Genomic DNA, 14690 nt, shown 5'->3' with positions numbered 1-14690 from the left:
CCGGGATTCGTCTAGACCGGTACGGACGCCGCCTCGGGGAACCTCCCGGGGCGGCTTCTTTTTTGCGCGGGGCGTCCCATCTCACCGACACGTCGGACGAGAGGCTGCACCATGCGGTTCGAACTCTATCGGGATGCCAAGGGCGAGTGGCGCTGGCGCCTGCGCGCGCGCAACGGCGAGGTGATCGCGGATTCCGGAGAGGGCTACCTTCGCCGCGAGGATTGCGAGCACGGCATCGCCCTCGTCCGCCAGAGCACAGAGGCCCGCATCGAGGACATGACCACCAAGATCGCCTGATCGCGGGGTCGGCGCGGCACGCTGCGTCCCGGCGCAGCGTGCCGCCTACGGGGCCGGGATAAAAATAAACCCTGTCCGAATCTCCGTAGCGGTTACGCTGCAACGCTTCCCATCGCCCGTGCGTTGCAGCGTTTCGGACCGCCGACCGGGCTCTCGTCCCGCGTGCGGTTCGTCGTCGAAGACGCAATCACGCGAAGGGAGTCGAGACGTGCTGAGGAAATTCCTGCTCGCGGCCCTGCTGGTGCTGGGCTTTGCGGCCGCGGCGCCGCAGGGCGCATCGGCCGCGCCGGTCGGTCCGGGCATCGCCCTGCCCGCCGACGCCGCGCCGGCCGTAGCCCAGAAGGCCCAGTACTACTACCGCCGTCGGTTCTATGGCCCGCGCCCGTTCTACCGCCGTCCGTACTACCGCCGCCGGTTCTATTACGGCCCGCGCCCGTTCTACCGTCGCCCCTATTACCGTCGCCGGTTCTTCTACTGAGCGGTCCACGACGCTGACAGGCCCGGCGGCTCCCACGAGCCGCCGGGCTTTTCCATGCGCTGATTCGAGATGCGTAGCTGGTTTCCATGCCGTATAATGCAGGAACGGGACGCGCCGGCGACAGATCGGCCTGCCCGGGAGGAAACCCGATGAACGATATCGCGCAGCGCGCCGAGCCCACGGCCGCGACGCCGGACCTCTGGCAATCGATCCCGTTCGAATGCATCCTGGGCGCAGCCGCCATCTTGCTGGCGGCCGGGCTCAAGCTCGCCGGCATCCTTTCCTGACGGCGCGCGAGACAGGCGGATGGACGGCATGCAGCACGTCGCACGCGCGAAACTCGAGGTTGAGCAGGCGCCGCCCCCCGACGCGGACCTGCCGCGGGGGGACCTGACGGTCCGGACCATCGCGATGCCGGCCGACACCAACGCCAACGGCGACATCTTCGGCGGCTGGGTGCTGACCCAGATGGATCAGGCGGGCGGCATCGCCGGCGTGGACCGGGCCCAGGGCCGGGTCGTCACCGTGGCCCTCGACGCGATGACCTTCATCCGCCCGGTCCGGGTCGGCGACGTGCTGTGCGTCTACACCCGGGTCTCGCATGTCGGCCGCACCTCGATGAAGATCGAGGTCGAGGCCTGGGCGCGCCGGTTCTGCACCCAGGTCCGCGAGAGGGTGACGCAGGCCACCCTCACCTTCGTGGCGATCGACGAGGCCGGGCGCCCGCGCCCGATCCCGCCCCTGGTGCCCTCGCCGAACGCCGCCTGACCGGCGCTCGCGCATCGCCGCGTCCCGAAAGCCGAAATCCGCCGTTCTGGACGAGGCCCTACTTGATCACCGCGCAGGCGACCCGGTCGCCGGCGCCGCCGATCGGCTGGGTCGTGTGGTCGTCCTCGTTGGCGTGGATGATCAGCGCCGAGCCGTCGCCGTCCTTGAGGCCGCCCTCGCCGGTGAGCGGCGTCTCGCTGGTCACCTCGGCATTCCCCGAGCCGTCCTGCGCCACGTAGAGGTTCGGCAGGTCGCCCTCGTCGGGTCCATCCGGATTGAGCAGGCCGTGCTTGCTCTGGTCGTGGTTCACGTGGGCCTTCGAATTCAGGAATTTCGGATCCGAGCAATCGCCGACCGCGTGGAAATGCATGCCGTGCCAGCCGGGCGGCAATCCGCCGGGCTGGATGGCGACGCGCAACACGAGGCTGTTGGCGCCGTCGCGGATCGCGATCGTGCCGATCGGGTCGCCCTTGGCGTTCTTGACCGGCGCCTGGAACGTCTCGGTCGGCTTGGGGGCTGCCGGCTCCTGGGCGAAGGCGCCGCTCGCCGCGAAGGGTCCCAGCAGCGCGAGCAGCGGCAGGATGCGTGTCATACGGTGGCTCTCCTCTCCAGCCCGGTCTAGGTAGGGGGCACGCCGCCCCTTCGACAGGGCCGGCCCCCGAAACCTTTGCCGTAGCCCTGACGCGAGCCTGTAAAGCCCTGATGACCGGAGAACGGCCCATACCGGCAGGCGGAGCGCCCGCGCACCGCGCGCCTGCGCCAAAGCGGGCCGACCTGTTCCTGGTGGAGCACGGCCATTTCGAGAGCCGCGCGCGGGCGCAGGCCGCGATCCGGGCCGGGCTGGTGCGGGTGGACGGCCGGCCGCTGGCACGGCCCTCGGAGGCGATCCCCCCGGGGGCGCGGATCGAGGCCGCCCCCGAGCACCCTTACGCTTCCCGGGGCGGGCTGAAGCTCGCGGCGGCGCTGGACGCGTTCCGGCTGGATCCCGCGGGCCTCGTCTGCCTCGACGTCGGCGCCTCGACCGGCGGCTTCACGGACGTGCTGCTCGCCCGTGGCGCCGCCCATGTCCACGCGGTCGATGTCGGCCGCGGGCAGCTGCATCCGCGGCTGGCCGCGGATACCCGCGTCACCAGCCTGGAGGGCACCGATATCCGCGCGCTCGATCCGGCGCGGCTCGTGCCGCGGCCCGCAATGGCGAGCGTCGACGTGAGCTTCATCGGCCTGCGGCTGGTGCTGCCGGCCCTGCCGGCGCTGCTCGCTCCCGGCGCCACGATCGTCGCGCTGGTCAAGCCGCAATTCGAGGCCGGGCGCGAGCGCGTCGGGCGCGGCGGCCTCGTGCGCGATCCGGCCGTCCACGCGGAGGTCTGCGATGCCGTCCGCTTCGTGCTGGAGGGGCTCGGCGCGACGATTCTGGGCCTGATCGATTCGCCCGTGCCGGGTCGCGACGGCAATTCCGAATTTTTGATCGGCGCAAACCTGTCATGAGCGAAACGGTCACGATCCGGGAGCTCGGTGCCCGTGGCGACGGCATCGCGGAGGACGGGATCCTCGTCCCCTACACGCTGCCCGGCGAGCGGGTGACGATCCGCCGGGAGGGAAAGCGAGCCGAGCTGGTCGGCATCGTGCAGCCCTCCCCCGACCGGGTCGAGCCGTTCTGCCCCTATTACATGCGCTGCGGCGGCTGCCGGACGCAGCATCTCGCGCCCGCCGCGGAGCTGTCCTGGAAGCGCGGCCTCGTCGCGCAGGCCCTGTCGCAGGCCCGTCTCGGCGTCGAGCCGGGGGCCGCGATCGACGCGCACGGGGCCGGGCGCCGCCGCATCACGTTGCACGTCCGGGAGATCGACGGACAGGGCGAGGCCGGCCTGATGGCGGCGCGCAGCCACGCGCTCGTGCCGATCGACCATTGTCCGATCACGGTGCCGGCCCTGCATCCGGCCCCCGCGGTGGCGCGCCGGCTCGCCGGGCCGCTGGGCCACGGCCGTAAGCCCCTGGACGTCGCCGTGACCGCCACCGACCAGGGCCTCGACATCGACCTGCGTGGACACGGCCCGGTGACCGGCGGTGTTGCCTCCGCGCTGGTTCGGATCGCGGGCGAGCTGGGCTTGGCCCGGCTGTCGCTCCACGGCGAGCGCCTGATGGAGGCCGAGCCGGTCTCGGTCACGGATGCCGAAAGCCGCCTCTATCCGGCGCCCGGGGGCTTCCTGCAGGCGACTGCGGCCGGGCAGGCCATCCTCACCGCGCTGAGCGTGGCGGCCTTGGGGCGCCGTCCGCGGCGGGTCGCCGACCTGTTCTCGGGCTGCGGGCCCCTCGCCCTGGCGATGGCGCGGACAGCCGCGGTCCACGCCGTCGAGGCGGATGCGGCGGCGCTCGGCGGGCTCGACCGGTCGGCCCGGGTCGCGACGGGCCTGCGCCAGATCACCACCGAGCGCCGGGACCTGTTCCGCCGGCCGCTGCTGCCCACGGAACTCGACGGGTTCGACGCGGTCGTGTTCGACCCGCCCCGCGCCGGCGCCGAGGCCCAGGCCCGGCAGATCGCCGCCTCGCGGGTGCCGGTGGCGATCGGCGTGTCCTGCGATACCGGCACCTTCGCGAGGGACGCGGCGACGCTCACGGCCGGCGGGTTCCAGCTCGAATCGGTGACGCCGGTCGACCAGTTCCGGCATTCGGACCATGTCGAGATGGTCGGCGTGTTCCGGCGCGAGGCCCCGCGCCGTCGCTGAGGCGAGCAAGATCGAGAGGCTCACAAGATCGAGAAGCTTGCGGCGGGAAGGATTGCGGATTGCAGGCTTGCAACTTGCTGTAGATTCTGACCTTCTCACGATGACTGGAGGTGTCATGACCACAGCCTCGATCCGCCTGTTCGCCCTCGTCGTGCTGAGCCTCCCCGCGCTGAGCCTCGCCTTGCCGGCCACGCTGGCGGCTCAGCCGCGCGCCGCCGATGAGACCGGCATCGGCGGAGGGCCGCAATCGACGATCACGGCGCCGAACACCAACAGCCTCGGCGTGACGATGCCGCCCGGTACGTCGCTGGGCGCGGGCGAGGTTCCGTCGCGGCGGGAGCAGCGGCGCGAGCGCGCCCTGACCGACAAGATCGAGGGCAGCGTCTGCGAAGGCTGCAACTGAACGTCGGGCCTGACGGCACCGCTTCGTCGATGCAGGCCGCGATGTCACGGAAGCGTCAGAAAACAACGCCACACCCACGGCACAGCTTGCGCTTGGAGCCGCCGTGCCGGATGCGGATCGGACCCGGCGCCGCCCAGTGACCGTTTTGCACCCGAGACACCGTCGTGATTTTCATCCACCAGCCCTCAACCGGCGCCGGATCCTCGCTGCTTGAGCGCCGAATCGTCGATCTCCAGGACACGATCCCCGAGGACACCGTCTGGCTCGACCTGATTCGCCCGAGCCGCGAGGAGGAACTCAAGGTCGAGGCCTTCGCCGGCATCGAGGTGCCGACCCGCGAGGAGATGAAGGACATCGAGCCCTCGGAGCTGCTCTACGTCGAGGAGGGTGCCCGCTACATGACCGGGCGGGTGCTCTCGAAGGTCAGCGATGCCGAGGAGCCCGGGCTGGCCGGCATCACCTTCATCCTGCGCGGCAGCCGCCTCGTGACCGTGCGCCACGAGGAACCCCAGGCCTTCCGGATGTACACCCAGCGGGCCGGCCGCACGACCGGCAACGGCAGCGCCTCCGCGGTCTCCGGCGAGGCCATCCTGGCCGGGCTGATCGAGGCGGTGATCGACCGGGCCGCGGACGTGCTCCAGCTCCAGGGCGAGCGGATCGACCGGCTGTCGGGCAAGATCTTCGAAGTGCAGGACGACCCGTCCGCCCGCAACACCGCCCTTCAGGATACCCTGCGGGCGCTCGGACGCCATGGTGACCTGATCTCGAAGCAGCGCGAGAGCCTGGTCTCGATGGAGCGGATCCTGCTTTCGCTGTCGGCGACCTATCGGACCAACAAGGCACCCCGCGACCTTCGGGAGGATGTCCGCTCGACCCTGCGCGATCTTCAATCGCTGGAAGAGCACGCCACCTTCCTGTCCACGAAAATTCAATTCCTGCTTGATGCGACGCTCGGCCTAGTCAACCTCGAGCAGAATAACATCATCAAGCTGTTCTCGGTCATGGCCGTCGTATTCATGCCGCCGACGCTGATCGCCTCGATCTACGGCATGAACTTCAAGTCCATGCCGGAACTGGAACTGCCGTTCGGCTACCCCATGGCCGTGGTGATGATGTTCGTTGCCGCGATCCTGCCCTACGTTTTCTTTCGCTGGAAGAAGTGGCTTTAGTCGCGAATAGTTTCCGGCCGCAGATAAAACGTTAAGATATATCCCGGAGATCCTTGCACCCGGAAGCGCGGCTGGCCGCGACGACGGAAGCCCCGATGCGATTCTCTCTGAAGACCGTCCTTTGCGGAGCCATCGGCCTGCTGGCCCTCGCGGCTGCGGGCCAGGGGGTCGTCAGCGTCGTCCGCCTGTCCGAGATCGAACAGGACGCCAAGGAGGTCTCGCAGGTCTGGCTTCCGGCCCAGAACGAGGCCGAGGCCATCGGCATGGCGGTGCGCGACGTGCGGCTGAAGCTGTACCGGCTGGTCGCGGGATCGCCGGACTTCGCGACCCTCGACAAGAACCAGACGGCGCTGACCGACGGCCTCGGGGCGTTGTCCGAACTGCGCCAGGCCTACCAGGGCCGCCTCGCGACTCCGAAGGCGCGCGAGACCTACGAGCGGTTCACCGGCGCCTGGAACGCCTACCAGAACATCCAGCTCCAGGTTGTCGAGCTGATGATCGCCGGCGACCGGGACGGCGCCCTCAAGCTCGTCCTCGACCCGGAGACGGGCGCCCAGAACGATGCGGCGGTCGGCAGCCTCACCGAGGCGATCGCGCTGGCCCGGTCGCAGACCGACGGGAACGTCGCCGCCACCGCCGACAATGCGACCTCGGCCAAGCTCACCGCCCTGGTCGCGACCGCGGTGGCGCTGGCGGTCGCGGCGGCGGCGATGCTGTTCGCCCTGTTCGGCATCGCCCGCCCGATCCAGCGGATGACCGGCGCCATGGGCCGCCTGGCCGAGGGCGACGCCGCCGTGGCGATCCCCGGCACCGGCCGCCGGGACGAGATCGGCGCGATGGCGGCGGCCGTCCAGGTGTTCAAGGACAACCTGATTCACACCCGCGCCCTCGAGCAGGAGACGGCGCTCGCCCGGGCCGGCGCCGAGGCGCAGCGGCGGCGGGCCGTCCAGGAGATGGCCGATGGCTTCGAGGCCGCGATCGGTGGCGTCCTGGCGGCGGTGACGGAGGCGGCGCTCGATCTCCGCTCCAATGCCGAGGCCATGACCAGCACGGCGACCCGCACGGCCGAGCGCTCGGCCACGGTGGCGAGCGCCGCACAGGAGGCGACCGCCCATGTCGGCACGGTGGCGGTGGCGGCCGAGGAGCTCGGCGCCTCGGTGCAGGAGATCGGCCGCCAGGTCGACGGCTCCGCCGACCTGGCCCGGGGCGCGGTCGGTCAGGCCGGCCGGACCGCCGGCCTGGTTCAGGAGCTGAGGGAGGCCGCGGGCCGGATCGGCGACGTGGTGCGGCTGATCTCCGACATCGCCGGCCAGACCAACTTGCTGGCCCTGAACGCCACGATCGAGGCAGCCCGGGCCGGCGAGGCCGGGCGCGGCTTCGCGGTCGTGGCGTCCGAGGTGAAGGCGCTGGCCGCGCAGACCGCCAAGGCGACCGACGAGATCACCGCGCAGGTCGGCCGGATCCAGGGCGCGACCGGCCAGACCGTGGACGCCATCGACGGCATCACCGGCCGGATCCGCGAGATCGACGGGGTGGCGACGTCCATCGCGGCGGCGGTCGAGCAGCAGGGCGCGGCGACCCAGGAAATCGCCCGCAGCATCGCCGACGCGGCCGCCGGGACCGGTTCGGTCACCGGCACGATCGACGCGGTCGCCCGCGCCGCCGACGAGACCGGCACGGCCGCCACCCGGATGCTCGCCTCGGCCGAGAGCCTGTCGGCGCAATCCGAGGCCTTGCGCCGGGAGATCGGCGCCTTCCTGCAGACGGTGCGCGCCGCGTGAGGCCGGCGCGGCCGGTCAGGCCACCGCGGCGAGGTGCTTGACCTCGGCGCGGGCGACCACCTTGCCGACCGGGGCGGCCTTGGCGCCGCTGTCTTTTTCGGGGGCCAGGATCGGGGGCGACACCCAGCGGCCGGCTTCGAGTTCGGCGATCCGGCCGTTGATCTCGCGGATTACGTAGCGCGAGAACGGGTAGACGTGGAGGTAGATCACCATGTTGGTGACCACGGCCTCCAGGGCCGCCGGATTGTGGCGGGCGGTCTGCAGGAACACGCCCCAGAAGTGCTTGGCCAGCTCGGGCCGTCGCACGGTCATCCGCCAGCAGATCCGCAGCAGCGACCCCAGATCGCGCGCGATGTGGCGCCAGTCGAGCTTGTGGGCCGCGAATTTGGGCCGCTTCACCCGGCGGGAGATCTCGCGGACGCGCGCGAAGAAGTTCGGCGGGTCGTAGATCTCGGCCAGCACGTCCCGGTAATCGGCGAGCACGTCCTGCTGCGGGCGCAGGGTCACGAAGTTGAGCCCTTGCGTGCAGTGGTCGCCTTGCTCGGCGGTGGTGTAGGCGAAGTTCTCGAACAGGCGGCCTTCCTTGCGCAAGCGCCGCGAGAGCTGGGTGTTCGGCATCGCGTAGAGGAGGCCGACCATCGCGATCGGGATGCCGGTCTGGCTGATGCACAGCGACATCGCCTTGCTGATGCTGTCCTTCTCGGTGTCGAAGCCGACGATGAATCCGGCGGTGACGAACATGCCGTGCTCGTAGAGCTTGTGCACGCTGTCGGCGATCGACCGCTTGGTGTTCTGCTTCTTCTGGGTCTGGATCAGCGTCGCCTCGTCGGGCGTCTCGATCCCGGTGAACAGGGCGAAGAAGTTCGCGTCCCGCATCATCCCGAGCAGCTCGTCGTCGTCCGCGAGGTTCAGCGAGGCCTCGGTGGAGAACTTGAACGGGTAGCCGTGCGCCTCCTGCCATTTGATGAGGTGCGGCAGGAACAGCTTGATCGCCTTTTTGTTGCCGATCAGGTTGTCGTCCACGAAGTCGACATGGCCGCGATGGCCGAGGCTGTGGAGCCGGTCGAGTTCCGCCAGCATCTGCGGCGTGGTCTTGGTGCGCGGCGAGCGACCGTACAACTCGATGATGTCGCAGAACTCGCAGGTGAACGGGCAGCCGCGCGAGAACTGGACACCGATATACAGGTAGTGGCTGAAATTCAGGAGGTCGAAGCGCGGGATCGGGCTGGTCGTGACGTCCGCCTTGAACTTCTCCGCGGTGAACCGGCCGCGGCGGGCGCCAGATTCCCAGGCCTCCACGAAGGTGGCGAGGATGCCTTCGGCCTCGCCCAGCACCAGGAAGTCGGCCTTGTCGTAGATCTCCGGGGTCGAGGTCGGGGCCGGGCCGCCGACGCAGACCGGGACGCCGAGCGCCGCGCATTTGTCGATCACGACGAGGCAGTCCGGCTCCTGGGGGAGCATGCCGCCGGTCATCACCAGGTCGGCCGCCAGGATCTGCGCGTCGGTGAGGTCCTCGCAATTGCGGTTGACCAAGCTCACCTGCCAGGCCGGCGGCAGCATCGCGGCCAGTGTGATCAGGCCCAGCGGCGGCGCGGGTGCGCGGGCGCCCTGCAGCTCCATGGCCTCCTTGAAGTTCCACATCGAGTTTTCGTAGAACTTGGGGAATACCATCAGCACGCGCGGGGCTGTATTCGCATCCGACATGCTTGTTTTCCTCGTCGCACCGAAGTGAGCCGGCTCAAACACCGAAGTGCCGAAGCGGCCAATTACGGACGAGCGTGCCGGAGAATTAAGGCCGTTTTTCGCTCCCGCGGCGGGTCGAACCGGTTTCGGCGGGGCGGTCAGGGCCCGACGCGGAAGCGCTCCGGCTGGGTGCCGTCGGCATCGCTGAAGCCGTAGATCCGGGCGAGGTCGCCCGCGTGCAGCACGGCTCCGGCCCGGGTGGCGACGTCTGGGTCGGCGGCCAAGGCGGCGAGCGCCCGGCCGGCATAGAGCGGCCCCTCGGTGGCCCGCTCGTCCTGCCCGAGATCCCGGGCGCGCTCGGTGGCGACGAAGCCCGGCGAGAGGCCGAGCGCGGTCACGCCGTAGGGCGCGAGGTCCTGCCCGAAGGCGAGCGCCAGCCGGTTGGTCGCAGCCTTGGCGGAATCGTAGAACACGTCGCCGAGGTAATCCTCGGTCCCGAACGAGACCAGCGCGATCAAGCCGGACCGCGCCGCCACCATGGACGGGGCGACCGCCCGGGCGAGCAGCAGCGCCGGCAGCGGCCCGGCCTGGAGGAACCCCAGATACGGTTCGGCCGACCGGCGCCAGAACGGCGTGCCCCAGCCGGCCCCGTCCGGGTAGCGCTCGCCGTCGTAGCCCTCGTTGCCGCCCCAGACGCTGCAGGCCGCGACATCGATGCGCCCGAACCGGCGCAGCGCCCAATGAATCAGCTCATCCGTGGCTCGCTCCGAGCGGTGGTCGCAGAGGTAGTGATGGCCGCGCCCGCCGGCTGCATCGACCAGGCGGGCGGTGTCCTCGATCGATTCCGGCCGCATCTCGGTGCGCGGGCCGGTCTCGCTGGAGCGGGCGGTGACGATCACGGTGGCCCCGGCCTCGCCGAGGGCCCGGGCCAGGCCCCGCCCGACGCCCCGGGAGGCGCCGGCGACCAGGCAGATCTTGTGGGACAGATCGGGGGGCGTGCTCACGCCGACGCGGCGGGCTTGGCACGCGTCAGGAAGGCCGCGAGCCGCTCCTGGGATTCGGGCGAGCGCAGCTGCGCGTCGAAGGCCCGCGCCTCCGCCTCCAGGGCCGCTTCGACCTGCGCCTGGTCACCGCGGATCAGCGCCCGGGACGCCGCCAGCGCGCCGCGCGGCAGGGCCGCGAGCTTGGCCGCCTGGGCGATGGCCTGCTCCAGAAGCATGTCGGCCGGCAGCACCGCGTTGACGAGGCCCAGTGCCAGCGCCTCGTCGGCGTCGAGCGGGCTGGACAGGAGCAGCAGCTCCGTCGCCTTGAGGCGCCCGACCCGCCGGGGCAGCAGGTAGCTCGAGGCCGCCTCCGGCACGAGGCCGAGTTCCACGAACGGCATGCGCAGCCGCGCCGCCGGGCTGGCATAGACGAGGTCGCAATGCAGGCTGAGCGTCGCCCCGATGCCGACCGCAATCCCGTCGATCGCCGCCACCATCGGCGTGCGGGTGCGGGCGAGCTGGCGGATGAAGGCCAGGGCCGGCGAGGCGCTGAAACCGCCCGCGGCGCTGCCCATGAAGTCGGCAAGGTCGTTGCCGGCGCTGAACATCCCGGGTTGCCCGGCGAAGACCACGGCGCCGATGCCCTCGGACGCATCCGCCTCCGCCAGGGCCGCGCGCATCGCGTCGTACATCGCCCCCGTGAGGGCGTTCTTCTTCTCCGGCCGGTTCAGGGTGATCAGGCGGACGCCGCCTTCGAGGTCGGTGATCGCGATGGTGTCGGCCATGTCCGCCCCCTCAAACCGCCAGCGCCAGCGCGGCATCGTCGGTGAAGGTCCCGCCTTCGACGACGCTCTGCTCAAGCCCACCCGAGGCTACCAGAAGATTCTCGGCGTAGAACCGGGCCAGCGCGATCCGGGCGGCCAGGGCCGGGTCCGTCTCGCCGGCCTTCAGATCGGCGGCGGCCGCGAGCGCGCTGCGGGCGAGGCAGGCGCCGCCGAGGGCGAGGCCGAACAGGCGCAGATACGGGGTCGCGCCGGCGAGCGCCGCGTTCGGGCGGTTGGAGGTCAGCGCCGCGAGCTGGTGGCTGGTCGCCCGGTCGAGGCTGCCGATCCCGTCGCGCAGCCGCGCCGCCATGTGGCCGAAGGCGGGATCGCCCGCTTTAAGCAGCCCCTCCGCGGCCCGCCGCATCCAGGCGATCTGCGACCGGACTGTCGCGCCGCCGTTCAGAGGCAGCTTGCGGGCGGTGAGGTCGATGGCCTGGACACCGTTGGTACCCTCGTAGATGCCGAGGATGCGGGCGTCGCGCATCAGCTGGGCCGCGCCGGTCTCCTCGACGAAGCCCATGCCGCCATGGACCTGCACGCCGAGCGAGGTCACCTCGTTGGCGAGATCCGTCGAGAAGGCCTTGGCCACCGGGGTCAGCAGGGAGGCCCGGTCGAGGGCGGCCTGCCCCTCCGGGCCCCGGGAAGCGTCGAGCGCGGCGGCCGTGAGGTAGCAGATCCCGCGCGCCGCCGCCGTATAGGCCTTCATGGTCAGCAGCATCCGCTGCACGTCCGGATGCGCGACGATCGGGCTCGTCGGCTCGGCCGCGCCCACCGCCCGGCCCTGCCGGCGCTCCTGCGCGTAGGCGAGCGCCCGCTGGGTCGCGGCCTCGGCGACGCCGACGCCCTGCAGGCCGACATTGAGCCGGGCCGCGTTCATCATCGTGAACATGCAGGCCAGCCCCTTGTTCTCCTGCCCGATCAGCCAGCCGACTGCGCCGCCGGTGTCGCCGAAGGCCATCGAGCAGGTGGGCGAGGCGTGGATGCCGAGCTTGTGCTCGACGCCGGAGCAGCGCAGGTCGTTGACGGACCCGTCCGGCAGCACCTTGGGCACAAGGAACAACGAGATGCCGCGGGTGCCGGCCGGCGCGTCGGGCAGGCGGGCCAGCACGAGGTGGACGATGTTGTCCGCCAGGTCGTGCTCGCCGTAGGTGATGTAGATCTTGGCTCCGGTGATCCGGTAGGTGCCGTCGCCGGCGCGCTCGGCCCGGGTGCGCAGCAGGGCGAGGTCCGAGCCCGCCTGCGGCTCGGTCAGGTTCATGGTGGCGGGCCATTCGCCGGTGATGAGCTTTTCCAGGTAGCGCGCCTTCAGGTCCTCGGAGCCGTGGGCCGCGAGTGCCTCGATGCCGCCCTGGGTGAGCAGCGGGCAGAGGCCGAAGGCGAGGTTGGCGCCGTTCCACATCTCGGTGCAGGCGGCCTCGACCAGCTTCGGCAGGCCCTGGCCGCCATGGTCGGCCTCGGCCGAGAGGCCGTTCCAGCCCCCGTCCGTGAAGGTGCGGTAGGCCGCGCGCCAGCCGGGGGGCGTGGTGACGGATCCGTCGGCAAACGGGGTGCCGTGCCGGTCGCCGACCCGGTTCAGCGGCGCCAGCACCTGTCCGGCGATCCGCCCCGCCTCGGTGAGGATCGCCTCGGCGTCGGCCGGGTCGAATCCGTCCAGCCCGGCCACGTGCCGGAGGGTGAACAGCATCTCGGGAACGGGGGCGCGGTAGCTCATCGGGTCGTCGCTCCTCTCGGCCCGCCCGCTTCATATCCCGGGGCGGGTTTGACCGCGCCCGGGCACCGGGGCTACGGCGGCCCCAGGATAGGCGCGCGACGGGCGCGCCGCCATCACTTCGCCACGGCTTCCCGCATGAACGATCCCGGGTCAACGGTCCCGGCCGCGACCCGGCGGCTCGACCCCGACACCGCCGGCCTCGCCCAGGCCGCGGCGCTACTGCGGGCGGGCGAGCTCGTGGCCTTCCCCACCGAGACGGTCTACGGGCTCGGCGCCGACGCCACCGACGCCGCCGCGGTGGCGCGGATCTTCGCCGCCAAGGAGCGGCCGCGCTTCAACCCGTTGATCGCCCACCTGGCCGACATCGATGCGGCGCTCGCCGAGGGCCGCTTCGACGGATCCGCGCAGCGCCTCGCCGCGGCGTTCTGGCCGGGGCCCCTGACCCTCGTGGTTCCGGCCGGACCGGGTACGCGGGTCTGCGACCTCGCCCGGGCCGGCCTGTCCAGCGTCGCCCTGCGGGTCCCCGGACATCCGACCGCCCGCGCCCTGCTGGAGGCCGTCGGCCGTCCGGTGGCGGCGCCCTCGGCCAACCGCTCGGGCCGCGTCAGCCCGACCCGGGCCGATCACGTGCTCGACGACCTCGCCGGGCGGATCGCCGCCCTGCTCGATGGCGGGGACACGCAGGTGGGCGTCGAATCGACGGTCGTGGCGTGTCTCGACGGCATCCCGCGCCTGCTGCGCCCGGGCGGGATCACCCGGGCGGCGCTGCGCGCCGTGCTGGGCTTCGAGCCGGTGGGTCCCGTGATGGACGAGGCCGAGCGGCCGGCGGGCCCCGGCATGCTCGCCTCGCATTACGCGCCCCGGGCGCGGGTGCGCCTCGACGTGACGCGCGTGGAACCGGGTGAGGCCCTGCTGCTGTTCGGGGCCGGGCGGCCCGAGGGTCACGCGGAGGCCCGCGTGAGCCTGAACCTGAGCCCGGCAGGCGATCCGGCGGAGGCGGCATCCCGCCTCTTCGGGGCGCTGCGCACGCTCGATACCTCCGGGGCCGCCACCATCGCGGTGGTGCCGATCCCCCCGGACGGCCTGGGCGAGGCGATCCGCGACCGCCTTGCCCGCGCCGCCGCACCCCGTTGAGGGCGACGGTTATTTTTATCGGCGCCGTGGAACGGATGACGCCGCGACCCGTTCACTGCTCACGAAGGCCTTCTCAGCCCCCAAATGGCCTTTTTCCTTCAAGGCTCGGAGCAATCCGAGCCTTTTTTCTTGCGCTGTCCTGTCAGGCCAGCTTGGCCGCGATCCCGGCCACGTGGCGGCCCTGGAACCGGGCCCCGTCCAGCTCCACCGCGCTCGGCTGGCGCGAGCCGTCGCCGTCCGCGATCGTGCTGGCGCCGTAGGGCGTGTTGCCCTTGACCGCCTCGACGCCCACCTGGCCCGGGAACGCGTAGGGCAGGCCGACCACCACCATGCCGTGGTGGAACAGCACGGTGTGGAAGCTCGTCAGCGTCGTCTCCTGGCCGCCGTGCTGCGAGGCCGTGGAGGTGAAGACCGAGCCGACCTTGCCGACCAGCGCACCCTTCATCCACAGGCCGCCGGTCTGGTCGATGAACTGCTTCATCTGCGCGGCCATGTTGCCGTAGCGGGTCGGCGTCCCGAAGATGATCGCATCGTACTGGGGCAGCTCATCCACAGTGGCGATCGGCGCGGTCTGATCGAGCTTGAAGTGGTTCTGCCGGGCGACATCCTCGGGCACCAGCTCCGGCACGCGCTTCACAACCGCCTCGGCGCCGGCCTCCCGGGCGCCCTCGGCGACGGCATACGCCATCTGCTCCACGTGTCCGTAGGTCGAGTAGTACAGCACCAGGACCTTGGCCAT

Annotated in this window: 16 protein-coding genes; 10 read left to right on the top strand and 6 right to left on the bottom strand. The window is 71.4% G+C overall.

The window, feature by feature from the left end; genetic code table 11:
- Nucleotides 1-111: 111 nt before the first annotated feature.
- The 4 genes from FVA80_RS26755 (at nucleotide 112) to FVA80_RS26745 (ending at nucleotide 1543) form a co-directional block, all read left to right on the top strand.
- Nucleotides 112-297, top strand: a complete 186-nt coding sequence (locus tag FVA80_RS26755; RefSeq protein WP_147857947.1) for a DUF1508 domain-containing protein — start codon at nucleotides 112-114, stop codon at nucleotides 295-297.
- 208 nt (nucleotides 298-505) lie between these two features.
- The gene (locus tag FVA80_RS26750; RefSeq protein WP_007566004.1) at nucleotides 506-775 is read left to right on the top strand and encodes a hypothetical protein; all 270 of its coding nucleotides are present in this window, start codon (nucleotides 506-508) and stop codon (nucleotides 773-775) included.
- Between the two features lie 149 nt (nucleotides 776-924).
- The gene (locus tag FVA80_RS30780; protein ID WP_187193523.1) at nucleotides 925-1062 is read left to right on the top strand and encodes a hypothetical protein; all 138 of its coding nucleotides are present in this window, start codon (nucleotides 925-927) and stop codon (nucleotides 1060-1062) included.
- Nucleotides 1063-1186: 124 nt separating this feature from the next.
- Nucleotides 1187-1543: an acyl-CoA thioesterase gene (locus tag FVA80_RS26745; RefSeq protein WP_246692472.1), complete on the top strand. Its 357-nt coding sequence runs from the start codon at nucleotides 1187-1189 to the stop codon at nucleotides 1541-1543.
- 58 nt (nucleotides 1544-1601) lie between these two features.
- On the opposite strand, the gene FVA80_RS26740 is transcribed toward FVA80_RS26745, so the two are convergent.
- Nucleotides 1602-2135 (bottom strand): superoxide dismutase family protein, encoded by a 534-nt coding sequence (locus tag FVA80_RS26740; RefSeq protein WP_147897397.1) that lies wholly within the window; start codon nucleotides 2133-2135, stop codon nucleotides 1602-1604.
- A 110-nt stretch (nucleotides 2136-2245) separates the two neighbouring features.
- Here FVA80_RS26740 and FVA80_RS26735 point away from each other — a divergent pair, with 110 nt between their 5' ends.
- From FVA80_RS26735 to FVA80_RS26715, 5 genes are all read left to right on the top strand, one after another.
- A complete protein-coding gene (locus tag FVA80_RS26735; RefSeq protein ID WP_246692156.1) occupies nucleotides 2246-3028 on the top strand; it encodes a TlyA family RNA methyltransferase in 783 nt (260 codons plus the stop codon).
- Nucleotides 3025-4263, top strand: a complete 1239-nt coding sequence (locus tag FVA80_RS26730; protein ID WP_147908983.1) for a class I SAM-dependent RNA methyltransferase — start codon at nucleotides 3025-3027, stop codon at nucleotides 4261-4263. Before FVA80_RS26735 ends, FVA80_RS26730 begins: the two co-directional genes overlap by 4 nt.
- Before the next feature lie 115 nt (nucleotides 4264-4378).
- Nucleotides 4379-4666, top strand: coding sequence for a hypothetical protein (locus FVA80_RS26725; protein WP_147908984.1), 288 nt, complete (start codon nucleotides 4379-4381; stop codon nucleotides 4664-4666).
- A gap of 164 nt (nucleotides 4667-4830) precedes the next feature.
- Nucleotides 4831-5835 carry a magnesium transporter CorA family protein gene (locus FVA80_RS26720; protein WP_147853632.1) on the top strand — a complete coding sequence of 335 codons (1005 nt, stop codon included), beginning with the start codon at nucleotides 4831-4833 and terminating at the stop codon, nucleotides 5833-5835.
- Nucleotides 5836-5930: 95 nt separating this feature from the next.
- Nucleotides 5931-7616 (top strand): methyl-accepting chemotaxis protein, encoded by a 1686-nt coding sequence (locus tag FVA80_RS26715; protein ID WP_147908985.1) that lies wholly within the window; start codon nucleotides 5931-5933, stop codon nucleotides 7614-7616.
- 15 nt (nucleotides 7617-7631) lie between these two features.
- On the opposite strand, the gene FVA80_RS26710 is transcribed toward FVA80_RS26715, so the two are convergent.
- From FVA80_RS26710 to FVA80_RS26695, 4 genes are all read right to left on the bottom strand, one after another.
- A complete protein-coding gene (locus FVA80_RS26710) occupies nucleotides 7632-9320 on the bottom strand; it encodes a B12-binding domain-containing radical SAM protein (RefSeq protein ID WP_147908986.1) in 1689 nt (562 codons plus the stop codon).
- A 137-nt stretch (nucleotides 9321-9457) separates the two neighbouring features.
- Complete coding sequence (locus FVA80_RS26705) at nucleotides 9458-10303, bottom strand: SDR family NAD(P)-dependent oxidoreductase (RefSeq protein ID WP_187193521.1); 846 nt, start codon at nucleotides 10301-10303, stop codon at nucleotides 9458-9460.
- Entirely contained in the window at nucleotides 10300-11067 is a 768-nt protein-coding gene (locus FVA80_RS26700) for an enoyl-CoA hydratase-related protein (protein ID WP_147908987.1), read from the bottom strand. Before FVA80_RS26700 ends, FVA80_RS26705 begins: the two co-directional genes overlap by 4 nt.
- A gap of 10 nt (nucleotides 11068-11077) precedes the next feature.
- Nucleotides 11078-12817, bottom strand: a complete 1740-nt coding sequence (locus FVA80_RS26695) for an acyl-CoA dehydrogenase (protein ID WP_147908988.1) — start codon at nucleotides 12815-12817, stop codon at nucleotides 11078-11080.
- A 135-nt stretch (nucleotides 12818-12952) separates the two neighbouring features.
- On the opposite strand from FVA80_RS26695, the gene FVA80_RS26690 reads away from it, so the two are divergent.
- Nucleotides 12953-13951 carry an L-threonylcarbamoyladenylate synthase gene (locus FVA80_RS26690; protein WP_147908989.1) on the top strand — a complete coding sequence of 333 codons (999 nt, stop codon included), beginning with the start codon at nucleotides 12953-12955 and terminating at the stop codon, nucleotides 13949-13951.
- 142 nt (nucleotides 13952-14093) lie between these two features.
- Here FVA80_RS26690 and wrbA read toward each other — a convergent pair whose 3' ends face one another.
- Nucleotides 14094-14690 carry an NAD(P)H:quinone oxidoreductase gene (gene wrbA, locus FVA80_RS26685; protein ID WP_147908990.1) on the bottom strand — a complete coding sequence of 199 codons (597 nt, stop codon included), beginning with the start codon at nucleotides 14688-14690 and terminating at the stop codon, nucleotides 14094-14096.

The organism is Methylobacterium sp. WL1 (genome assembly GCF_008000895.1).
In the GTDB taxonomy this organism is placed as follows: domain Bacteria; phylum Pseudomonadota; class Alphaproteobacteria; order Rhizobiales; family Beijerinckiaceae; genus Methylobacterium.
Note: the sequence above shows the minus strand (reverse complement) of the source record. Positions and strands in the feature narration are given on the sequence as shown.